Source organism: Hymenobacter saemangeumensis (assembly GCF_039541835.1).
In the GTDB taxonomy this organism is placed as follows: Bacteria; Bacteroidota; Bacteroidia; order Cytophagales; family Hymenobacteraceae; genus Hymenobacter; species Hymenobacter saemangeumensis.
Window position 1 is genome coordinate 1 of record NZ_BAABGZ010000025.1, and the last position, 21,331, is coordinate 21,331.

The 21,331-nt window shown below is 60.9% G+C and carries 17 protein-coding genes; 7 read left to right on the forward strand and 10 right to left on the reverse strand.

Translation table 11 applies throughout. The features are described 5' to 3' along the window. Nucleotides 1-15: 15 nt before the first annotated feature. Together ABD919_RS11520 and ABD919_RS11525 are read right to left on the reverse strand one after the other, a co-directional pair. Nucleotides 16-150: a hypothetical protein gene (locus tag ABD919_RS11520; RefSeq protein WP_345236160.1), complete on the reverse strand. Its 135-nt coding sequence runs from the start codon at nucleotides 148-150 to the stop codon at nucleotides 16-18. Nucleotides 151-167: 17 nt separating this feature from the next. Further along, complete coding sequence (locus tag ABD919_RS11525) at nucleotides 168-428, reverse strand: autorepressor SdpR family transcription factor (RefSeq protein ID WP_345236161.1); 261 nt, start codon at nucleotides 426-428, stop codon at nucleotides 168-170. A gap of 811 nt (nucleotides 429-1,239) precedes the next feature. Between ABD919_RS11525 and ABD919_RS11530 the strand changes: the two genes are divergently transcribed. Further along, nucleotides 1,240-3,039, forward strand: coding sequence for a tetratricopeptide repeat-containing sensor histidine kinase (locus ABD919_RS11530; protein WP_345236162.1), 1,800 nt, complete (start codon nucleotides 1,240-1,242; stop codon nucleotides 3,037-3,039). A 208-nt stretch (nucleotides 3,040-3,247) separates the two neighbouring features. On the opposite strand, the gene ABD919_RS11535 is transcribed toward ABD919_RS11530, so the two are convergent. The 3 genes from ABD919_RS11535 to ABD919_RS11545 form a co-directional block, all read right to left on the reverse strand. Next, nucleotides 3,248-3,793, reverse strand: a complete 546-nt coding sequence (locus ABD919_RS11535) for an REP-associated tyrosine transposase (protein WP_345236163.1) — start codon at nucleotides 3,791-3,793, stop codon at nucleotides 3,248-3,250. A gap of 210 nt (nucleotides 3,794-4,003) precedes the next feature. Then, nucleotides 4,004-4,630, reverse strand: coding sequence for a hypothetical protein (locus ABD919_RS11540; RefSeq protein WP_345236164.1), 627 nt, complete (start codon nucleotides 4,628-4,630; stop codon nucleotides 4,004-4,006). A 125-nt stretch (nucleotides 4,631-4,755) separates the two neighbouring features. Beyond that, on the reverse strand, nucleotides 4,756-7,047 hold the full coding sequence (locus ABD919_RS11545) for an aconitate hydratase (protein WP_345236165.1): 2,292 nt from the start codon (nucleotides 7,045-7,047) through the stop codon (nucleotides 4,756-4,758). A gap of 182 nt (nucleotides 7,048-7,229) precedes the next feature. Here ABD919_RS11545 and ABD919_RS11550 point away from each other — a divergent pair, with 182 nt between their 5' ends. Both ABD919_RS11550 and ABD919_RS11555 read left to right on the forward strand, forming a co-directional pair. Beyond that, entirely contained in the window at nucleotides 7,230-8,576 is a 1,347-nt protein-coding gene (locus ABD919_RS11550) for a TlpA disulfide reductase family protein (RefSeq protein WP_345236166.1), read from the forward strand. 219 nt (nucleotides 8,577-8,795) lie between these two features. Then, nucleotides 8,796-9,671 carry a universal stress protein gene (locus tag ABD919_RS11555; protein ID WP_345236167.1) on the forward strand — a complete coding sequence of 292 codons (876 nt, stop codon included), beginning with the start codon at nucleotides 8,796-8,798 and terminating at the stop codon, nucleotides 9,669-9,671. 185 nt (nucleotides 9,672-9,856) lie between these two features. Here ABD919_RS11555 and ABD919_RS11560 read toward each other — a convergent pair whose 3' ends face one another. Continuing rightward, nucleotides 9,857-11,248, reverse strand: a complete 1,392-nt coding sequence (locus tag ABD919_RS11560) for a cytochrome P450 (protein ID WP_345236168.1) — start codon at nucleotides 11,246-11,248, stop codon at nucleotides 9,857-9,859. Nucleotides 11,249-11,443: 195 nt separating this feature from the next. Here ABD919_RS11560 and ABD919_RS11565 point away from each other — a divergent pair, with 195 nt between their 5' ends. Then, nucleotides 11,444-11,746 (forward strand): hypothetical protein, encoded by a 303-nt coding sequence (locus ABD919_RS11565; RefSeq protein WP_345236169.1) that lies wholly within the window; start codon nucleotides 11,444-11,446, stop codon nucleotides 11,744-11,746. 274 nt (nucleotides 11,747-12,020) lie between these two features. On the opposite strand, the gene ABD919_RS11570 is transcribed toward ABD919_RS11565, so the two are convergent. Then, nucleotides 12,021-13,022 carry a polyprenyl synthetase family protein gene (locus ABD919_RS11570; RefSeq protein ID WP_345236170.1) on the reverse strand — a complete coding sequence of 334 codons (1,002 nt, stop codon included), beginning with the start codon at nucleotides 13,020-13,022 and terminating at the stop codon, nucleotides 12,021-12,023. Between the two features lie 400 nt (nucleotides 13,023-13,422). On the opposite strand from ABD919_RS11570, the gene ABD919_RS11575 reads away from it, so the two are divergent. Continuing rightward, on the forward strand, nucleotides 13,423-14,283 hold the full coding sequence (locus ABD919_RS11575; protein ID WP_345236171.1) for an alpha/beta hydrolase family protein: 861 nt from the start codon (nucleotides 13,423-13,425) through the stop codon (nucleotides 14,281-14,283). Next, entirely contained in the window at nucleotides 14,280-14,774 is a 495-nt protein-coding gene (gene folK / locus ABD919_RS11580) for a 2-amino-4-hydroxy-6-hydroxymethyldihydropteridine diphosphokinase (RefSeq protein ID WP_345236172.1), read from the forward strand. The genes ABD919_RS11575 and folK overlap by 4 nt, the downstream gene beginning before the upstream one ends. Here the strand turns inward: folK and ABD919_RS11585 are convergent. The 3 genes from ABD919_RS11585 to ABD919_RS11595 all read right to left on the reverse strand — a co-directional run bounded on the left by ABD919_RS11585 (nucleotide 14,724) and on the right by ABD919_RS11595 (nucleotide 20,244). Then, nucleotides 14,724-15,995, reverse strand: coding sequence for an ArnT family glycosyltransferase (locus ABD919_RS11585; RefSeq protein WP_345236173.1), 1,272 nt, complete (start codon nucleotides 15,993-15,995; stop codon nucleotides 14,724-14,726). The two genes, folK and ABD919_RS11585, sit on opposite strands and share 51 nt — an antisense overlap. Nucleotides 15,996-16,168: 173 nt before the next feature. After that, nucleotides 16,169-17,056 carry an ACP S-malonyltransferase gene (gene fabD, locus ABD919_RS11590; protein WP_345236174.1) on the reverse strand — a complete coding sequence of 296 codons (888 nt, stop codon included), beginning with the start codon at nucleotides 17,054-17,056 and terminating at the stop codon, nucleotides 16,169-16,171. 269 nt (nucleotides 17,057-17,325) lie between these two features. Next, a complete protein-coding gene (locus ABD919_RS11595; protein ID WP_345236175.1) occupies nucleotides 17,326-20,244 on the reverse strand; it encodes a T9SS type B sorting domain-containing protein in 2,919 nt (972 codons plus the stop codon). Between the two features lie 275 nt (nucleotides 20,245-20,519). Here ABD919_RS11595 and ABD919_RS11600 point away from each other — a divergent pair, with 275 nt between their 5' ends. Further along, nucleotides 20,520-21,260, forward strand: a complete 741-nt coding sequence (locus tag ABD919_RS11600; RefSeq protein ID WP_345236176.1) for a succinate dehydrogenase cytochrome b subunit — start codon at nucleotides 20,520-20,522, stop codon at nucleotides 21,258-21,260. The last annotated feature ends 71 nt before the right edge of the window (nucleotides 21,261-21,331 follow it).

Sequence of the window (21,331 nt, forward strand, 5' to 3'; positions counted from 1 at the left end):
TCCTCGTCCGTAACGTCACTTGGATAGGCTGGTCGGGGCTTTTTCATCCCCGAATTTCCTCAATAAGTCATTAACACCCTCTAAATACAGGGAGGGAGCTGCCAGCACCAGAAGGGTGAGCAGCTGCCAGATTGAAAATGAGGTTTTCATGATTTGCAGTGTCTAGGTTACGTGTCAGATTTAAATTGCAGCAGCCAGCCCAGCAGCTCGTCCATCACGGTCATATTCAGGGTGTACGTCACGTACTGCCCCTGCTTGTCGCTGCTCACCAGGTCGGCTTGCCGTAGCAGGTCAAGGTGGTGGCTGATGGTGGGCTTGGAAAAGCTGAAATGCTCCGCGATTTCGCCCGCAGTGCGGGGTCCCTGGCGCAGCAGCTCCAGCATAGCACGGCGGGTGGGGTCGTTTAAAGCTTTGAAGAGCGTGTTCACGCCACAAACATACGCATTAATTAGACATTTGTCTAATTATCGAATTATAAAACGCTCTTGTAACTCCACGCTGTCTTAGGAATGCCTGTATTGGCTTACAATGAGGAAAGACTTGGGGCTTTTATACTGAGAGGCGCGCTACGCTACCCTCATGGCTCAACCATAAGCTTACTCTGTTTACGAAGCCCACGGTGCGCTTTACCCTGCCGGCCCATCAGACTAAGGCCTCATTTTTACTGGATGAGGTTGCTGCTGGTACCTACCCGCCGCAAGCCCGCACAAGCCAAGGTCTTGTGCGCTAGCTGAGGTTTTTAGGAACTAGCTGCTCAGCTACTACGCGCAGAAACAGCAAGAGCCGCCCCAGAGGAGTCTGGGACGGCTCTTGCTCTTTTGCAGTTGCCCTCCGCCCGCTGAACGATTGGGGAGTACAACTCTTAAAGAGCCACGGCCTCCCCTTGGTTACACCCCTAGTGGCCCCACTGGCTTTCGAGCCGGCGGGACCGGTTTATTTGAGCCTGACGCTGGCAGTCTCCCCTACGGGCGCGTTCGTGCGCCCCTTCCAGTCACCTCACAATCAGCTTATCTCTACTAAATTAAGGCGACAGCTTTACGGTTGAAAATGGAGCCCCGGCACGAATAGGCGTTGCACACCCACGGGCTGGCAGGAGAACTGTATTGTAAGAAAAGTGCCTTTGCCTTAGTCAAAGTCCACAGTACGACTACCCAATACGAAATCATATTAGCCCAGATTAGCTATTCTAACTACTGAATCTGCTTATTTTATGGTTGGATTTCCCTGATTGCGTGTACCATGCCTTCCATTGCTCTGCGTGTTTTGCTGTTGTTTGTGCCTTTTGGTCTCAACGCGACTGGCCTGAGGGCGAGTCCGGCCCCAGCCGATACCCTGTCCCCGGCCGCCCGGGCCCTGCAGCGGGGCATTCGTTCCTACCAGCGGGGGCAGTTCGACTCGGCCATCACCGTGCTGAACCAGTCGGCGCGCCTGGCTCGGGCCACCCGCCCCCACCCGGACACCATCAACCTGCTGCGGGCCTACAATAACCTGGGCAACGTGGCCGGCGACCAGGGCAACAACCCCCGGGCGCTGGGCTTCTACCAGCAGGCCCTGGCCCTGGCCGAGGCCGCCCGCGAGCGTCGCTTTGCCGCCAAGGTGGGCAACAACATCGGCACCCTGTTCCAGAACTGGGGCCGCTCGGAGGAAGCTTTGCGCTACTACGAGCAGGCCGAGCGCGAAGCCCACGCCCTGGCCGACCCCGCCCTGCTGGCCGACTGCAACAACAACAAGGGGGTAGTGTACGAGCAGTGGAAGCAGTATGGCCGGGCCCGCACCTATTACCAGCAGGCCCTGCGGTTCTACGAGCAGGCCCGGCAGCCGCACAACGTGGCCATGGCGCTGAGCAACCTCGCCATCGTACAGAAGCGCCAGAACGACTTCCCGGCCAGCATCGCCAGTACCCGGCGCGCCCTGGCCATTGCCCGCCAGACCAGCGACGCCTGGCTCGAAGCGGCCACCCTCAACAACCTGGGCAACACTTACCTCGAAAGCGGCCAGCCCGCCGTCGCCGAGCCTTTCCTGCAGCAGGCCCTGACCATTGCCCGCCGCCTCCCGGCCCAGGAGCTGGTGGCCGCCGCCTACGGCACCCTGGCCCAGGGCGCCGCCCAGGCCGGCCGCTACCGGGCGGCCTACGACTACCAGAAGGCCTTCATCGCCCAGAAAGACAGCTTCGTGAACGCCGAGCGCCACCGCCAGCTTTCGGAGCTGCAGGTGAAGTACGACACCCAGAAAAAGGAGCGCGAAAACGAGCAGCTGCGCTACGAAAACCGCCTGCGCGCCCTGGCCCAGCAAAAAGCCGAGCAGGACCGGCAGCGCACCCTCAACCTGGCCGGGGGCAGCGGGCTGGCCCTGCTGCTGCTGGGCGGGGTGGGCGGGCACTACCGCCGCCTGCGCCGCCACCACCGCGAGGCCCTGGCCCGCAACCAGGCCCTGTTCGATGGCGAGCAGCAGGAGCGCGTGCGCCTGGCCCGCGACCTGCACGACGGCGTGGGCCAGCACCTGGCCGTGGTGCGCATGTACGTGTCGGAGCTGCAGGAAGGCGGGCCCGACGCCCCCGCCCACGCCGCCCAGGCCCTCACGCTGGTCGACCAAACCATCAAGGAGGTCCGCTCGGTGTCGCACAACCTCATTCCCGACGAGCTGAACTTCGGCCTGCTGCGGGCCCTGCGCGAGCTCAGCCACCGCGTAAACCAAACCGGTACCGTGCAGCTGCACCTGCACCTCGGCCCCGAGCTGCAGCAGGCCAGCTTCCCGCGCACCTTCGAGCTGGCGCTTTACCGCGTGGTGCAGGAAGTGGTGAACGGCATGCTGCGCCACGCCGATGCCAGTGAAATCAGCCTCCGCCTTTACCGCAGCGGACCCCAGCTGCTGGTAGAGATGGCCGACAACGGCAAGGGCTTCGACACCCGGCTGCTTACGCAATCCAAAGGCCTGGGCTGGAAAAACATCCAGGCCCGCGTCGGGCTGCTCAATGGGCAGCTGCGGGTGCAGTCGCGCCCCGGGCAGGGCACGCAGGTGCGCATTGCCGTACCGGAGTAGGTCTCCAAGTCCTGCTTGTGCCGCTCAGCCGCTCCTACGCTCTTTCGGAGTTGTACTCCGAAAGCCGGCCTGCTGCGGAGTTGTACTCCGCGACCTCAGAACAAAATCGTTCCACGGTCATCGTTCAACGATGGGGAGTACAACTCCCCAGCAGGGGTACTTTCGGAGTACAACTCCGAAAGAGCTACGAAACAGCTAGGAGCGCAGCTTATCCCAGGAACAGCACATCCAGCAGCCCACCCTGCTCGGCATAATTGGAAGCGGAGCTGTACAAATAATGCTCGGCCTCGGTTACCAGCTCAGCCCGCACGGGGTTCTGGTGCAGGTAATGCAGCTTTTGCATGGTGAACTCCGGGCTGCGCAACTCCTTGGCTTCATTGCCTTCCTGCCAGAACTTGAAGGTCTGGCTTTTGGCATCCACCCATGCATTATACCCGAAGCGGTGCAACATCCATTGCCGCCGGCTTTCCGGGTCGCGCTGAATAGATTCGGTAATAGCCCGGCTGGTGAAGCGCTTGAAATCGCGCAGAATATCCGATAGGCTTTTACCTTCTTTGGCGCCGGCAATCAAGTGGAGGTGGTTGCTCATCAGGCACCATGCGTACAGCTCCAAGCCTTTGTGCTGCTGGCAGTACCGCAGCCCTTCCACGATGATGTGCCGGTATGTGGGGCGGGTAAACACGTCCACCCAGTCCACCACAGTCATGGTAAGAAAGTAGATGTTGTCCGGAAAAATGCGGTTTTTCAGGCCCATGCGCCCAAGGTAAGTATAACGCCGCTCTTTCGGAGTTGCACTCCGAAAGCCGGCCTGCTGCGGAGTTGTACTCCGCGACGTCAGAACAAAATCGTTCCACGGTCATCGTTCAACGATGGGGAGTACAACTCCCCAGCAGGCGGCCTTTCGGAGTACAACTCCGAAAGAGCAGGGGTCCGAAAGAGCGACGTGAGCGCGCGGCCGTATTTATTAGTTAAGGGTCAAAGAGTCGAGGCTTAACACCACGCGGCGGCCATTCTTAATTAGCTCCGGAGGAAGGAAGGTGTAATATGAGCAAATCCACCCCCGGTTGTAGCTGCGCTGCATCTTAAGAACTTCAGCCTGGCTGAAGCTTCCGTGCAGTTTCTCCCCAATCAGCCGCTTATTTTCAATGGTATCGTTGCTCAACTTATAGTAGCTGTTGCCGGCAATCAGGAACATACTACGCGGGTACCCGCAACTGAACCTTACGGATTTTATGGCGCCTGAATAATATATCCTGGTACCGTATAAGCCATCGAAATTGCTGAGATTCATGAAAACCGGCTCAATTATCGACTGCTGAGTTTGCCCAAGCCTGGGCAACCTCATTCCCTTTCGGTTTTGCCTTTCCCTGGTTTTTCGGGGCAAGCCGGCTATTTCTCCCGAGCAGATGAAGTTGAACAGCGGCGCGTGCGTCAGCGAATCGAACAGCTGCGCATATTCCGGCTTAAAATCCACGTTTTTATAATTCCAGCCTCTGCCATAATCAGCCACTGAATAAAGAATGCGGCCCTTCATACAGCCCTCTTCCTCCTTGTCAACCCTTCCTGTAAAACCATGCAGCGTCAGTAGCATTACCCCCCCGATTAGCAGCTGCTTATAATTCATAACTACGGACTTTACTGACTGAGAACGAATGTAAACGGCCGCCCCGGATTTCTCCGAGGCGGCCGTTTCACTTAGCCGGAAACCGGCGGGAATTACTTCTGCGACAGCTGAGCGCCGCCGCTTTCCTTCAGGCGAATCAGGTTCAGGGCCGAGCCGGCCCGGAACCACTCAATCTGGCCCTCGTTGTAGGTGTGGTTGAGGGTGATGAGGTCGGTGTCGCCATCGGTGTGGTGCAGGCGGGCCTGCAGGGGCTGGCCGGGAGTAAAGCTGGTCAGGCCCAGGATGTCAATCATGTCGCCTTCCTCGATGAGGTCGTAGTCGGCCTTGTTGGCGAAGGTCAGGGCCAGCATGCCCTGCTTCTTGAGGTTGGTTTCGTGGATGCGGGCGAAGCTCTTCACAATCACGGCGCGCACGCCCAGGTGGCGGGGCTCCATGGCGGCGTGCTCGCGCGAGCTGCCTTCGCCGTAGTTCTCGTCGCCGACCACCACCGAGCCGATGCCCATGGCCTTGTAGTTGCGGGCGGCCTGGGGCACGGGCACGTAGGCCTCGCCCTGGCTTACCCAGTCGCGCACCTCGTTGGCCTTGCCGTTGAAGGCGTTGGTGGCCCCGATGAGCATGTTGTTGGAGATGTTGTCCAGGTGGCCACGGAAGCGCAGCCAGGGGCCGGCCATGGAAATGTGGTCGGTGGTACACTTGCCCTGGGCCTTGATGAGCAGGCGCAGGCCCATCAGGTCGCTGCCTTCCCAGGGGCGGAAGGGCTCCAGCAGCTCCAGGCGGTCGGAGGCCGGGTCCACAATCACCTGCACCGCGGAGCCGTCGGCGGCGGGCGCCTGGAAGCCGGCATCCTCCACGGCGAAGCCGCGGGGCGGCATCTCCACGCCCCGGGGCTCGTCGAGCTTCACGGGGCCATTGGCACCGGCCAGCGTGTCGGTGAGGGGGTTGAAGGTCAGGTCGCCGGCAATGGCGAAGGCCGTCACGATTTCGGGCGAGGCCACGAAGGCGTGGGTGTTGGGGTTGCCGTCGTTGCGCTTGGCGAAGTTGCGGTTGAAGCTCGTGATGATGGAGTTCTTGCGCTTGGGGTCGTCGGTGTGGCGGGCCCACTGCCCGATGCAGGGGCCGCAGGCGTTGGCCAGCACCACGCCGCCCATCTCGGCGAAGGTGTCGAGCAGGCCGTCGCGGGCCACGGTGTAGCGCACCAGCTCCGAGCCGGGCGTGATGGTGAACTCGGCGTTCACGTGCAAGCCCTTTTGCACCGCCTGGGCGGCGATGCTGGCGGCGCGGGTGATGTCCTCATACGAGGAGTTGGTGCAGGAGCCGATGAGCCCCACTTCCAGCTTTTCGGGCCAGCCATGCTCGCGCACGGCGGCGGCAAACTGCGAGATGGGCCAGGCGGCGTCCGGCGTGAAGGGGCCGTTCACGTAGGGCTCCAGGGTGTTGAGGTCGATTTCGATGAGCTGGTCGAAGAAACGCTCGGGCTGGGTGTAGATTTCGTCGTCGGCACGCAGGTGCTGGCGCACGGCCCCCGCCAGCTCGGCGATGTCGGCGCGGCCGGTGCCGCGCAGGTAGTCGCCCATCTTCTCGTCGTAGGCAAACACCGAGGTGGTGGCCCCGATTTCGGCGCCCATGTTGCAGATGGTGCCCTTGCCGGTGGCCGAGAGGCTTTCGGCACCCTCGCCGAAGTACTCCACGATGGCGCCGGTGCCGCCCTTTACGGTGAGGATGCCGGCTACTTTCAGGATAACGTCCTTGGCGGACGTCCAGCCGTTCATCTTGCCGGTCAGCTTCACGCCGATAACCTTGGGGAACTTCAGCTCCCAGGCCATGCCGGCCATTACGTCTACAGCGTCGGCACCGCCCACGCCGATGGCAATCATGCCCAGGCCGCCCGCGTTGGGGGTGTGGGAGTCGGTGCCAATCATCATGCCGCCGGGGAAGGCGTAGTTCTCGAGCACCACCTGGTGGATGATGCCGGCGCCGGGCTTCCAGAAGCCGATGCCGTACTTGTTGGATACCGAGGCCAGGAAGTCGTACACCTCGCGGTTTTCGGCGTTGGCTTCGGCCAGGTCGGCGGTGGCGCCGTCCTTGGCCTGGATGAGGTGGTCGCAGTGGACGGTGCTGGGCACGGCGGCCGTAGCCTTGCCGGCCTGCATGAACTGGAGCAGCGCCATCTGGGCGGTGGCGTCCTGCATGGCCACCCGGTCGGGGGCGAAATCAACGTAGGAAACGCCGCGCTCGTAGGCCTGGCTCACGGTGCCCCCGTAGAGGTGGGCGTAGAGGATTTTCTCGGTAAGAGTAAGTGGCCGGCCCACGGCAGTGCGGGCAGCCTCGATGCGGGAACCCATGCCAGCGTACACGGCACGTATCATTTCCAGGTCGAAAGCCATAGGAGAGTGGGGTAAATAAGGTGATTGGTGCAAATGTAGCACCGTCGATAAGTTAGGACCTAACCGGTCTGCGCGTTTTGCATTAACTGGGGATTAAACGCAGGTTTCGGTGTGGCGTTATAATAACCAATTGCCCTGGAAGGCGGTTATTGCAGCTTGCCTGATGATTTTTAACGATGATGATGAAAAACTTTCTTCCTGGCTTGCTGGCCACCACGGCCCTGGGACTGGGCCTGGCCGGCTGCCACTCCTCCCCTTCTGAAAACGACAAAGCCGATACAGCCGCCGCGGCGCCCGCGCTGAAAGAAGGCCCCTGGCGCGGCGAGCTCAGCGCCCAGGGCCAGAAAATCCCTTTCCTGTTCGAAGTAAAAACCGAAGCCGGCAAGCCGGTGGTTTATCTGATTAACAAAGGCCTGAATGGCGAGGAGCGCCTGCGCTGCGACGAAATAAGCGCGGCCGGCGATTCTACTACCATTAAGCTGCACGTGTTCGACGCCGCGCTGGTGGTACGGGCCGACGGGGCCGACAAGCTCAAAGGCGTGTGGGTGAAGTACGATGCCAAGACGCCGTATCGGGTGCCGCTGGTGGCGAGGGCAGGTGAGCCAATGGCACTATTTACTGAGGATGGGACGAATGTTAACAAAATGACTCCTGGTTATTTGGCGCAGTTGGCTAAAGGAGCTACTTATCGGGCAGTGTTCACAGATGAAGAGGGTAAGAATTACCCTGCCATAGGGGTTCTCAAAATGGAGGGCAAAGGCAGTTTTCACGGCGTGCTAGGTACATTCCTTACAACTACTGGTGATTATCGATATCTGTCAGGGAACATTGTGATGCGAAATAAGGATTTCCACCTACTTCTATCAACCTTCGATGGAAATCATGCTTTTCTATTCGATTCCCCTTTAGAAGGAGCTTTAGGTAAACGTTTAAAAGGCCATTTCTACTCCGGCAAGTCCGGTCACGAAACCTTTACCGCCGTGCTCGACCCTAAAGCCAAGCTGCCCGATGCCGACACCCTCACCTACCTCAAAAAGGGCGAAAGCCGGCTGAGCTTCAAGTTCCCAAGCATCTTCGAAGGCGGCGTGGTGGAGCCCGACGGGCCCCGGTACAAGGGCAAGGTGGTAGTCGTTCAGCTCCTGGGCTCCTGGTGCCCCAACTGCATGGACGAAACCGCCTTCCTGGCGCCCTGGTATGAGAAAAACAAGGCCCGGGGCGTGGAGGTCATCGGCCTGGGCTACGAGCGCAGCTCCGACTACAAGAAGGCCTCGGAGCGCCTGCGCAAGCTGCGCGAGCGGTACAACATCGGCTACGAGCTGGCCGTGGCCGGGGTGGCCAACAAGGACTCGGCCGCCAAGTCCCTACCGCAGCTGGCTAAGGTGCTGGCTTTCCCTACCACCATCTTCCTGGATAAGAAAGGCGCCGTGCGGAAAATCCATACCGGCTTCTCCGGCCCCGGCACCGGGAAGTACTACGAGGAGGAAATTGCCGGCTTCAACCGCACCGTAGACAAGCTGCTGAAGGAGTAAGCACCCGTAACGCGGAATTCCATTCCGCGCCCGGTTCGGCTGGAGCGCGGAATGGAATTCCGCGTTACGGATTGGGCCTGCGAAACATGAGGAATTGATGAAGAGACACTTGTTGCCTTCCTGATAAGCCCCCTACGCTTGTGCTTCTATGCAGGAATATAGTACCTTGCCGGCACACAATTACACCTGTTTTCCCAAACCACCTTACCCCACCACCCCATGAAGAACATCCTGGTTCCCACCGATTTTTCGGCCGAGTCGCACTACGCGCTGGAAGTAGCGCTGCAGCTGGCCCAGCAAACCGGCGGCAGCGTTACCGCGCTGCACGTGCTGGAAACGCCCGACGTAGCCACGGCCAACTTCAGCGCCTATGGCGGGCCGGTGAACGGCAGCGAGCTGCCCAACAGCAACGGCGGCATCGACCAGATTTTCACCATCAAGCTCATGGAGGTAACCAAGCGCCGCCTGCAGGCTCTAAAGGGCGAAGCCGCCCGCCTCGCTCCCGGCGTCACGGTGCAGGACGCCGTTGAAGTCAACCGCATCGGCGACGGCATCCTGAGCGCCATTCAGCGCCACGGCATCGACCTGGTGGTGATGGGCGCCCAGGGCCACGGGGCCATGGAAAACTTCTTCGTGGGCTCCAACACCGAGCGCCTGATTCGGCTGGCGCCCTGCCCCGTGCTCTCGGTCAAGCACCAGCAGCAAGGCTTTGCGGTACGCAACATCGTGTTTCCCTCCGACTTTACCGAGGAAGCAGCCGGCGCCATCAACGGCCTGCGGCAGGTGCTCGCCGCTTTTCCCAACGCCACGGTTCACCTGCTGCACGTAACCGGCGGGGCCAACGGCCACACGGCCGAACAGCATATTCAGCACTTTGCCGAGCGCGCCGGCCTGGCCAATGCCCAGAAAGTAGTGGTAAATGCCAGCAGCACCACGGCCGGCATTGAGGAATACGCCCGCCAGACCAATGCCGACCTCGTGGTGATTCCCACCCACGCCCGCACCGGCCTGAGCAGCTTCTTCCGCACCAGCATCGCCGAAACCGTGGCTACCCACGCCTTCCCACCGGTGCTCACCTACCACTTGGCGCACTAAGCTGAATAGAACGGTCACGTTACTATAGAACGTGATGGTGAATATGATAGAACGTCATGCTGAGCGAAATCGAAGCATCTTTACCACGAGAGTAAACCTTATTTAATTGGAATTACTGTTGCGGGCAAGATGCTGCGCCTTCGCTCAGCATGACGTTCTTTTTTATCACTCAATAGAGTGACGTTCTACCGCGCCCGCAGCCGCACCTTAAAGTCGTTTTTGGGCCGCAGCGTAATCAGGGGCTCACTCAGCACCGGCGGCTGGCCTTCCACCCACTCCACCTCGAAGCGGCGCAGCAGCTCCAGCACCACCAGCTGCATCTCGGTGAGGGCGAACTGCATGCCTATGCACAGGCGGGGCCCGCCGCCGAAGGGCGCGTAGGCATAGTGCGTAAGCGGCTTGGGCGCCCCCGGCGCGAAGCGGGCCGGCTGAAACTCCTGGGGCTGAGGCCAGTGCTTGGGGTCGTGGTGCAGGCCGTGCAGGTACACCGAAAACAGGGTGCCTTTGGCAATGCGCAGGCCGTTGTACTCGTCTTCGGCCAGGGCTACGCGGTCGAGCATCCAGGCCGGCGGGTAGAGGCGCATGGCTTCCTGCACGGCGTAGAGGGCGCGGCCCAGCTGGGGCAGGTCGGCGAAGGTGGGCGGGCGGCCGCCCAGCACAGCTTCGGCCTCGGCCCGGATGTGCTGTACTTCCTGGGGGTGCAGGGCCAGCAGGCGCAGCAGCCAGGTGAGGGCGTTGGCGCTGGTCTCGTGGCCGGCCACCACCAGAATCAGCGCCTCATCCAGCAGCTGGGTGTCGGTCATGGCCTCGCCACTGTCCTCGTAGCGGGCGTCGAGCAGCATCTGCAGCAGGTCGTCGGGCGGGGTGCTGCCCGTGGCCTGCTGGCGCTGGCTGATGTAGCGGGCCAGCAGGCCGCGCAGCTCGGCCGTCAGCCGGTCGTGCTCCCGGTATTTCCCCGAAACCTTAAACCAGGGCAGCAGATAAGGCTGGCGGATGGTGCGCACATAAAAACCCTGAATGCGGGTGAGCAGCTCCGAGGCGCGGTCCAGCTCGGCATCACTAAAAGCCGTGCTGAACACCGAGCGGGCAATGACGCGGAATGTGAGGCGCGTCATCAGCTCGTGGGTGTTGATGTCGACGCTGCCGCCGGCCCGCTGGGCCTGCTCGGCCAGGGGCTGAAAGGTCTGCTCAATTATCTCCTGCATCAGCCCGGTGAGGGCTGCCACCCGCTGCCGGTGAAAGCCCGGCTGAATGAGGCGGCGCTGCCGCAGCCAGTCGGCTCCTTCGTTGGTGAGTAAGCCGTGGCCCACGTAGCGCGAAAAGCCCTGGGTGAAGGCCGACTTGGCGTAGTTGCGGTGGTTTTTCTGCAGGATGTGCTGCACCAAGCCCGGCTCGCGGGTGAGCACGGTGCGGCGCACGCCACCGATGTACATCACCAGCGTGTCGCCCACGCTTTCAAGCGTAGCGTCGAGAATGGGCAGCAGGTCGTTGAAGCGAAAGGAGTTGCGCAGCGACTGCAGGCGGGGCACCTGCGGCAGCTGTACGGGCGGGACGGGCGTGGTGGAGGCGTCGTTCATGGCAAGGGGCCGCATTGCCGGCGGCCTGCCCAAATTAACGGCGCAATTGCCTTATATCAGCCCAAGCTGCGCCGCGGCGAAAGAAGAAGCCAAGTCCTGGCAACTCATCTTTTTACTGCCGGCCGCCGTACACCCCACTAGCCCAGACGGGCTGTTTTCCTCTTTCCTTTCCATTTACCTCAACACCCTTTGCCCATGTGGATTCAGCAAAACCCCAGCGCCCCCGCCGCCCTCGCCGACCTGCAAGGCCGCGCCGTGGGCCTCAAGTTTGAGTGCAACCAGTGCCACACCGAAGTTTTCACCGACCTCATCGGCGTGCCCGCCCCCAACCCCATGGCCGACTCGGCCGAGCATGCCGAAAACCACGAGATAGAAGAAATCAAGTGCCCCGGCTGCGAGATGACCCACGAAATTGAAATCGACAGCACCTTTGAGGGCGTAACCTTTAAGGTCAGCGACGTAGCCGAAGGCAAAGTGAGCTACCAGGTAGCGCAGTAACACCCGGTTCCGCTGTCTGAACCACGGATTGACACGGATTCTGAACCGCAGATTCTAACGGATTTGACGGATAAGAACGGATTCTGGTACGCTCGTTCAAATAAAAGCAAAAGGCCACCGCATCACATGCAGTGGCCTTTTGCTTGTTTATTGACTGGATAGAGGATAGAGGATAGAGGATAAGTGCTTTTGAATCCATGCTTAACCGTCAAATCTGTTACAATCTGCGGCTCAGAATCCGTTCTTATCCGTCAAATCCGTTAGAATCTGCGGTCTACTTTTCCCGCTCGATGGTGTAGTTAATCAGCTGCTCCAGGGAAGTACGGCTGGCCGATTCGGGGAAGGTATGCAGGATGGCCAGCGCTTCGTCGCGGTAGCGCTTCATTACGGCAATGGCATAGTCGAGGCCGCCGGACTTTTTCACGAAGTCGATAACGTCCTGCACCCGGTCGCGGCGGCCTTCGTTGTTTTTGACGTTGAAAATCACCCGGCGCTTGTCGAGCCAGCCGGCTTGTGAAAGGGCGTGAATCAGGGGCAGCGTCATCTTCTTCTCCTTGATGTCGATGCCCACCGGCTTGCCGATTTCGGCCGTGCCGTAATCGAACAGGTCGTCTTTAATCTGGAAGGCAATGCCCACCTTTTCGCCGAAAAGTCGGGCTCGCTCGATGGTTTCCTTATCAGCCCCGGCCGAGGCCGCGCCCACAGCGCAGCAGGAGGCAATGAGCGAAGCGGTTTTCTGGCGGATAATCTCGAAATACACGTCCTCGGTGATGTCGAGGCGGCGGGCCTTTTCAATCTGCAGCAGCTCGCCTTCGCTGAGCTCGCGCACGGCGTTGCTCACAATTTTCAGCAGCTCGTAGTCTTCATGCTGCAGGGCCAGCAGCAGGCCGCGCGAGAGCAGGTAGTCGCCCACGAGCACGGCTATCTTGTTTTTCCAGAGTGCGTTAATGGAAAAGAAGCCCCGGCGGTAGTTCGACTCGTCCACCACGTCGTCGTGCACCAGCGTGGCCGTGTGCAGCAGCTCAATTAGCGCCGCCCCGCGGAAGGAAGCTTCGGGCAGCCGCTCGCTGGGCACCGGCTGGCTGATGTGGGCCGTGAAAAACACGAACATCGGCCGTATCTGCTTGCCCTTGCGCTTCACAATGTAGCCCATAATCTTGTCGAGCAGCAGCACCCGGGTGCGCATCGACTGGCGGAACTTGTGCTCGAACTCTTCCATTTCGGCCGCGATGGGGGCCTGAATCTGGTCGAGGGAAAAAGTGGACTTAGGGGGCATTGCAGGGGCAATGATACGGCGGAATGAGGTAATGGGATGATGAGGGGAATTATTGATTTGCTGATGGGCTGATGGGCTGATGTGCTGATTGGGTGAGGAAGTGATGGGGTGAGTAATGCTGAGCATTTGGCGCTTTAAGCCAATAAGCACTGGCCCAGGAAGCATCTTGCCAGGTTTTCAAGCAATGCCGTTTTGAAAGGCTATTTGCCTACGCTTCCGTCTTGGCTGAATATGAAACCCTTTCCCATTGTAACCACATTCCCCTCATCACTTCCTAAGCCCATCAGCCCATCAGCCCATCAGCCCATCAGCCCATCAGCCCATCAGCACATCAGCACATCAGCACATCAGCACATCAGCACATCAAACAATCAACACCTCAACCCCCTACCTTCGCTCCATGCTTGCCAGTACTGAATTCATCCTGAACGGCGCCCGGCACGGGCGGCCATTTGCTGCCGATGTTACCTATTTGCCTACCGGGCAGCCCAAGCCGGTGCTGGTGTTCGTTCACGGCTTCAAGGGATTTAAGGACTGGGGGCACTTCCCGCTGCTGGCCCGCTACTTTGCCGAGCAGGGCTTTGTGTTTGTCAAGCTCAACCTCTCCCACAACGGCGTGGTGATTGGCGGCAGCGGCGACCTGGAAGACCTGGAGGCCTTCGGGCGCAACAACTTCAGCATTGAGCTCGACGACCTGGGCCTGCTGCTGGATGCCCTGCATACCCCTGGTACCGCCCCCCTTCCCACCCGGGAGATGAACCTGGCGCGCCTGGGTCTGGTAGGCCACAGCCGCGGCGGCGGCCTGGTCCTGCTCAAAGCAGCTGAGGACCCGCGGGTAAAGGGCGTGGCTACCTGGGCCGCTGTGGCTGATGTAGACCAGCGCTGGCCTGCCCAGCTGATGGCCGAATGGCAGCGTAGCGGGGTGCTGCATGTGCCCAACCTGCGCACCGGCCAGCAGCTGCCCCTGCGCTACCAGATTGTGGAAGACTACCTGGCCAATCGGCGCCGGCTCGACATACCGCACAACGTGCGCCGCAAGCTGCGCCAGCCCCTGCTGCTGGTGCACGGCGACCAGGACGAAACTGTAGCGCTGGAGGCTGCTACTACCCTGCACCGCCTGCGGCCCGACGGTGAGCTGTTCATCGTGCCGGGCGCTACGCACATGTTTGGCGGGGCCCACCCCTGGCCCCATCAGCAGCTGCCCGAGCCAGTCCAGCTTATTGCCGAGCGCACGGCAGAATTCTTTCAGCGCCAGCTATGAGCCAGCCCGTACAGGCTTTTCTGCTGCTGGGCAGCAACCTGGGCGACCGCGCCACGCTGCTCCACCAGGCGCGGCAGCAGCTGGCAGTACAGGCCGGAGAGCTGTTGGTCTGTTCCGCTATCTACGAAACTGCCGCCTGGGGGCGGGAAGACCAGCCCGCCTTTCTGAACCAGGCGTTGGCGCTGCACACCCCACTTACCCCGCAGGAGCTGCTGCAGGCCTGCCTCGCTGTAGAGCGCGCCGCCGGCCGGGAGCGGCTGGAGCGCTGGGGCAGCCGCACCCTCGACGTCGACATCCTGCTTTTCGGCAGCTCGGTGCTGGATGAACCCGGCTTGCAGCTGCCCCACCCGCGCCTGCCGGAGCGGCGCTTTGCCCTGCTGCCTTTAGCTGAAATTGCCGGCTCGGTAACACATCCTACCCTTCAGCTAAGCATCAACGAGCTACTGCGCCGCTGCCCCGACCCGCTGCCCGTGCGGCGCTGGGAAGGATAGGGCAGCATCGGCCTGCCACTCCAGTACCGGCGTGCGGCGCAGAGCCTGCGCATTGGACCCGGCCCGCAGCATGTTATACGCTAGCAACAGCCCGAGTAGCAGAGCCTGAAGCCGCGGCATGCGCTGCCCGGGCAGCTCCTGCATTTGGCGCAGCACCAGCAGTATAAACGGCGCAAACAGCACGCTGGCATACCGCTCACTATCGTGCGGCCCCGACGCACTACGCGAGAAGATGGAAGCCACCATTATCAGCACGACAAAGCCCAGCAGGCCCGCCCACAGCAGCCGCACAAACAAGGGCTGAGCTACAACTAAGGTTACACCGCCCGCCGGGTGGTCAGGAGTTGCAACCGACTTAAACCGGTGGCGGGGCCATAAAGCCACCAGCAACGCCAGTAGCAATAGCGCCCAGGCCCACGCCGGCCCGGCTGCCCGCCAGCCTGCCAGAAGGGGGAGCAGCCAGCGGCCGAAGACATAGCCGTAGTCGGCCATCGAAACCATGAGCTGCGTCCAGCCCCGGTTGGGTGCATACACGCTGGAGGCGGCCAAAAGCAGGGCATAGTAATTCCAGGCCAGGCCACCTGCAAAGCTGATAATCAGGTGCAGCAGCACAGAAGGCAGGCGGCGCCAGTGCCGGGCTGCCCACAGTAGCAGCCCCGCTCCCACCCCCGCCAGCAAAAACAAGCCAATGGTGCGCTGCAGGGGCAACAGCACCCCCAGGGCCGTGGCCGCCAGCATCCAGCCCGTCCGCTGGGTTTGCAGCCACTGAAACAAGGCCACACAGTACCCGGCAAACAGCAGGATAAACACCGTTTCGCCCCATACAAACTTGCTGACAACCAACCAAGAAGTGCTGAAAGCCAGCAGCCAGGGCAGCAGGGCAGCCCCGCGGGGCAGGAGCAGCCGTCGCCCCAGCCAGCTCCAGAGCCACAGGCTGCCCAGCAGGCAGGCCGCGTGCACTACCCGCAGCATGGCCAGGCTGCCGCAGGCGGTTATCAGCAGTGGGTACAGCGGCGGCCAGTAGCGGTAAGGCGTACCGTCGAGGTGCAGCATGTAGCCCAGGCTGCGCAGCGTATCGGCGGCATGCAGGTACTGCTTCGAGTCGGAGGTGCCGCCCAGGCCGGAGCTCGTGGCCCAGGCAAACAATGCCAGCTGCACCATAGCTGCCAGCCCCAGGCTGCGGCCATAAGGCCAGGCCGACAGCAGACCACGGCTGGACATTTCCGTTGAGGTGTTTACTGACATGGTCCGGCCCATTTCCCTGCAGCCCACACCACGTGCGCAGAACCTTCTTTCGCTCCGCTTACCCGGCTGTCAGGCTCCCTGCCTTTCCGATGAGGAAAAGCAGGGAACATTGAACTGGCCTGCTCAGTATCCATATTGCCGAAACGACTCTACAGGGAGCTGCTGGCAGCAGCCGGGGCGATTTTCTTTACCAGGCCCTGTAGCACCTTTCCGGGGCCGCACTCTACAAAGTTGTCGGCGCCATCGGCCGCCATGCGCTGCACCGACTGCGTCCAGCGCACCGGGGCCGTGAGCTGGCGCAGCAGGTTGGCTTTTATTTCGGCTGGGTCGCGGTGCGGCTGGGCGTCTACGTTTTGGTACACCGGGCAGCGCGCTTCAGTGAAGGTAGTACGCTCAATGGCCTCGGCAAGGGCGGCGGCGGCGCTCTGCATCAGCGGCGAGTGAAAGGCGCCGCCTACGGGCAGTGGCAGGGCACGCTTGGCACCGGCCGCCTTCAAAGCTTCGCAGGCCTGGCTTACACCAGCCGTAGAGCCCGAAATCACCAGCTGCCCGGGGCAGTTGTAGTTGGCAGCTACCACCACGTTGCCGCTGCCCGAAATTTCCGCACAGATGCGCTCCACCACGCTGTCGTCGAGCCCCAGAATGGCGGCCATGGTGCCCGGCTGCTCTTCACAGGCGGCCTGCATGGCCTGGGCCCGGCGGGCTACCAGCGGCAGCGCATCCTCAAAGCGCAGCACGCCGGCGGCTACCAGAGCCGAGAACTCGCCCAGCGAGTGCCCGGCAGTCATATCGGGCCGGGCATCGGGGTGGGCCACGAACTGCGCCACGGAATGCACAAAGATGGCCGGCTGGGTTACGTCGGTGCGGCGCAGGTCTTCATCGGAGCCCGTGAACATAATGTCAGTCAGGCTGAAACCCAGAATACTATTGGCCTGCGTTAGCAGCTGCCGGGCCTGTTCGTTTTGCTCGAAAAGCTCGCGGGCCATGCCCGGAAACTGGCTTCCCTGGCCGGGAAAAATGAATGCTGTTTGAACCACGGATTTGTCGGAATTTTCGGTGTACGCAGATGTTGTTGACGATTCCCTGCTCGCTGTTGGCTGCGGAGGGCATATGTCGAATGCCTTGAGAGTTGAGCCAGCTGACGTTTTCAAGCGCCGGCTCAATCGGGGCGCAAGCTGCATCAAAACTCCCGCTCAAACAAAAAGCCGCCGCTGAACAGCGGCGGCCTTTGCTTGCTTTTAAGGGATGACGAAAGGGAATCGTCGACGAAACCGGGGCAATCCGGTAAGTCCGTAACCCGGACCCATTATCGGGCTACCTCCACCCAGCCTTTGTAGATACGCTTGGTATTGTTGCTGTCAGCAAACTCAACCTCCGCCTGATAGAAATACACGCCGTCAACCACTTTGGGGCTTCCACTGGTACTGGACTCCCCTACCGGTCCGCCCCCGTCCCAGTTGATAAAGGTCTCGGACGTGGTGGTATTCTCAAATACCTTCACACCCCAGCGGTTATACGCCCGGAAGGTGACGCGCCGCAGCGGGCTGGCCGTTTTGGGGCGGAACACGTCGTTGCGGCCATCCCCATTCGGGGTGAAAATATTGGGCAGCACGAAGAACACGCAGTTATCCTGGCAGGCGATGTTGCTGCGCTCGCTGCGCACGCCGCTCACGTCTACCGCTTGTACCTGGTAGCAGCCACCCGAGGCGGCCAGGTCGCGGTGGGTGTAAGTCGTCTGCCGGGTCGAGTCAATTAAAGCAAAGGGGCCGCTATTGCCGGGGCGGTAGAAGATGCGGTAGTAGCTGGCCGACGCGTTACAGCCTGCCGGGGTGGTGCCGAATACCCAGCGCAGGCGGTTGGCATAGCGCTGGCTGGAGGTGGGAAACTCCGGCAATGCCGCCAGGCTGTCGCAATTGGTGGGCAGCAGCGTGAGCACCGGCGTGCAGGGCTGGTTGGTCAGCTCCGCGCAACGCTCCTGGCTTTTGTTCAGCAGAGAGCTCAGCGGCCCAGTGGCTTCGTAGCGGCCCTCCGTTTGCACATAGTAGCAGTACGTTTCGAACTTCCGCAAGCTTGGGTCCTGGTCGATGTAGGAGCCACCGGTTGCCCCGGTGGGGGCTGTACCAAGCATTGTGAAGCTTCCGCCCGGCGAGCGGCGGTAGATGGTAGCTGGCCGCTGGGTATTGTCCCAGGGCACCTGGTAGCGCCAGCTCACGGTGATGCGGTTGGTAAGGCCATCCGGCACGGTCGACGTGTACACGCTGCTGGCCGTTGGCGCAATCTCAACCACTTCCTGAGCGCCCGGGCCGGAGGCAGAGGAATAGAAGAACTCCAGACGATAGGTATACTGCAAATCCCGGGTGTTAAGCCCCGTATCAACCAAGGTCGTGTTGTTGAGGTCGGTGATGGTGCGCACCAGCGTGAAAGCCATGGGGTTGGTACTCTGTGCCCGCGAGATGCGGTAGCCGGCAGGACCATCAAAGCTGAGGTCGTCGGAGGCAGTGCGGGGCTGAGTCCAGCGCACGGTAATCTGCCCGTTGCTTACATCGGTGCGGTCCACATCGACGTGGGTAAGCTGGGCGCTGCGCCCCGGGAAGGTGACACAAGCTTCCTGAGAGGCGATGCTGCTCCCTCCCGCTGGCAGCGGAAACTCGGCATAGATGCGGTAGCAATAGGTTTTGCCGCGGTCAAGGCCACGGGCCATGCCATTCACTACATTTTCGTCGATAAACGACTGGGTTGCCGCAGTTACTGTCGCAATACGGGTGTAGCCGGCCGAAGCCGGAATGCCGGTTTCACAGGGCCCGGGCGTGAACCGGGAGGTGTTTTCCTTGCGGTAGATGTAGATGTTGCTGGCATTCTGACACTGGTAGCGGTTCCAGGTCAGCAGCGTGCTCAGGCCCACGGGGCTGATGCGGCGGGCAGCCTGCAGGTTTTGCGGGGGCGGGCCCACCACCGTGATGCGCCATATCCGCTGGTCTATCAGGGGCGGGTCGTTAGGACTCTGGGGCGTATCCTGCGCCTTAAACACTACCTGGTGCGGCAGTTGGGCAATGTTGCTGCAGTCGGGCGTCCAGCGGAACGTGCCCGAAGCCAAAGGCGGCCCCGCCAGCGTTTGGGTGAAGGTAGCTGGCGGCAGCATGCCCCCGTAGGCAAAGAGGGTAATGGGGGACGGTGCCTGCCCGGGCCCGGCGCCATCGGTGGCCGTCACGGTACCCGAAACGGGTGTACCAGCCACTACGCAGATATCGGCCGGCACCGTGATGGAAGGGCGCAGGTTGTTGGTGGCCCGCACAATAATCTGCATATCCCGCACAACCTCACCAATAAGGCGGGCACCCAACGGGGTTCGTCGCCACTCCTCCACCACAAAAGCGACATTATAAAAGCCAGCCAGCACCGGTGCATTCCAGGTTATCTGCCCGGTATTGATATTCATGTCGAAAATGGCCGGGCCGCCGCCCGTGCTGGAGGGCACGCCATTGTAGGGTACCTGCACAGGGGTAATGGAGGGAGTTACCCGCTGGTCGTTGGGTAAGCGGTAGCCCGCGCAGGTAACCGGTACGGGCCGGTTGTTGCCGCTGGCGCTCAGGACAGCATCTACTCCCCCGGGTACCTGCATGCAGTTGCGTAGCTTAAAGGCCAGGGAGTCGCCGTCGGCGTCCGACGCCGCCGGATTATGAAGAAACACCTGGCTTACTGCGCCTTTGTCAACTGCAGGAGCATTCAGCACCGGCGAGCGGTTGCGCCCCAGCAGCGGGTCAATCTGTATGGTGGTGCTGATGTAAAAAGTCTGCTGGTCGGAATTATCCATGTTGCGCACCCCCGAGTTGCGGTTTTCGCCGATGTAGCTCACCACAAAACGCCCCGAAGAGGGGAACGTATGCTCAAACAGGTAGATGTTGAGGCTGGTATCGGGCGAGCCTGGAATGGGCAGCGGGGTAGCAGTGCTGCGGGCAATGCCGGGCCGGCCGGTGGTGGTACCATCACCAAAAAAGATGACGACGTTGTTTTCCAGCACCGGCGACACGTTGTCGGTGTAAAGCACCATCTTGAAGAACACCCGACGCGGATTCACACCCGTGGTGTCGATGCGGGCCTGTATGTCGCCTGCGCGAATGTGAGAGGCCCGCGCCAGTTCTGGCAGCAGGCCAAGCCCTAGCAGCAGCACCCACAGCAGGGGCCACCGCAGCAGCGCCGGCACCCGAAGAGGAAAGAGTTGTACCATATCCAATAAGCAAATAGAAAACGAGGAAGAAGCCGCTGCCAGACCGGTAAGCCGCAAGCTAACCAAAGCTCAACATTTTTTTGACTCAGCTGGTTATACCTACGCTTCCCTGTGGGTAAACGATGCCGCCCACGGATAGATTCAACACGGTAGTTCTGTTTTTTTTAGCAGACAGCTTCAGCCTTCATTTTAGGCCCTGCATTGTATGGTTAGCAGGTGGACCCTACCTTTGGGCAGCGCAAACAACCTCTTTCACCCACCCGATTGGCTCCTCTATGAGTTGGATTTCGAAAACCTTTAGCAGCAGCATTGGCCGTAAGATTATCATGTCCGTCACAGGCTTATTCCTGTGCTCCTTCCTGGTAATTCACTTGATTGGCAACCTTCAGCTCTTCAAGCACGACCACGGCGCGGCCTTCAACATCTACTCACACTTCATGGGCACCAACCCTATCATTCGGACCATCGAATGGGTACTGGTTGCCGGGTTCGTTTTTCACATTTACGAGGCTATCATGCTGACGCGCCGCAACAAAGCGGCCCGCGGCGGGCAGGCCTACGCCGTAAACCATGCCGAGCAGAACAGCGAGTGGACCTCCCGCAACATGGGGCTGCTGGGCACCATCATCCTGATTTTCCTGATTGTCCACCTCTACAACTTCTTCTGGCGCGCCCGCTTCGGCGAGCTTGACCCGGACATCAACAACAACGACGACCTGTACACGCTGGTAGTAAGCTCCTTCCACCAGTGGTGGTATGTGCTGCTGTACGTAGCGGCTCAAATTGCCCTGGGCTACCATCTCTGGCACGGCTTCCGCTCCGGCTTCCAGACGCTGGGCCTCAACCACCGCAAGTACACGCCCCTTATCAAGACTGTAGGCTACGCCTTTGCGGTTATTGTGTCGGCCGCCTTCGCCGCCATGCCCTTGTACTTTTTCCTGTTCACCAACGAGCGGGGTGAGCTGAGCTCAACCGTACACCCGGTTGTTAAATCCATTGCCCTCGCTATTCAATAAGGCCTGGAGGGAAAAGCTGGCAGTTTTAATGTAGTTGGGCGGGACGATTTGCTCGCTAAACTGTTATTAAC

Coding starts and splice junctions, on each gene's coding strand:
- ABD919_RS11600 (WP_345236176.1), top strand. CDS start 20,520: ATGAGTTGGATTTCGAAAACCTTTAGCAGCAGCATTGGCCGTAAGATT.
- ABD919_RS11540 (WP_345236164.1), bottom strand. CDS start 4,630: ATGCTACTGACGCTGCATGGTTTTACAGGAAGGGTTGACAAGGAGGAA.
- ABD919_RS11555 (WP_345236167.1), top strand. CDS start 8,796: ATGAAGAACATCCTGGTTCCCACCGATTTTTCGGCCGAGTCGCACTAC.
- ABD919_RS11520 (WP_345236160.1), bottom strand. CDS start 150: ATGAAAACCTCATTTTCAATCTGGCAGCTGCTCACCCTTCTGGTGCTG.
- ABD919_RS11585 (WP_345236173.1), bottom strand. CDS start 15,995: ATGTCCAGCCGTGGTCTGCTGTCGGCCTGGCCTTATGGCCGCAGCCTG.
- ABD919_RS11570 (WP_345236170.1), bottom strand. CDS start 13,022: ATGCCCCCTAAGTCCACTTTTTCCCTCGACCAGATTCAGGCCCCCATC.
- ABD919_RS11530 (WP_345236162.1), top strand. CDS start 1,240: ATGCCTTCCATTGCTCTGCGTGTTTTGCTGTTGTTTGTGCCTTTTGGT.
- ABD919_RS11535 (WP_345236163.1), bottom strand. CDS start 3,793: ATGGGCCTGAAAAACCGCATTTTTCCGGACAACATCTACTTTCTTACC.
- ABD919_RS11560 (WP_345236168.1), bottom strand. CDS start 11,248: ATGAACGACGCCTCCACCACGCCCGTCCCGCCCGTACAGCTGCCGCAG.
- ABD919_RS11575 (WP_345236171.1), top strand. CDS start 13,423: ATGCTTGCCAGTACTGAATTCATCCTGAACGGCGCCCGGCACGGGCGG.
- ABD919_RS11595 (WP_345236175.1), bottom strand. CDS start 20,244: ATGGTACAACTCTTTCCTCTTCGGGTGCCGGCGCTGCTGCGGTGGCCC.
- ABD919_RS11565 (WP_345236169.1), top strand. CDS start 11,444: ATGTGGATTCAGCAAAACCCCAGCGCCCCCGCCGCCCTCGCCGACCTG.
- folK (WP_345236172.1), top strand. CDS start 14,280: ATGAGCCAGCCCGTACAGGCTTTTCTGCTGCTGGGCAGCAACCTGGGC.
- ABD919_RS11550 (WP_345236166.1), top strand. CDS start 7,230: ATGAAAAACTTTCTTCCTGGCTTGCTGGCCACCACGGCCCTGGGACTG.
- ABD919_RS11545 (WP_345236165.1), bottom strand. CDS start 7,047: ATGGCTTTCGACCTGGAAATGATACGTGCCGTGTACGCTGGCATGGGT.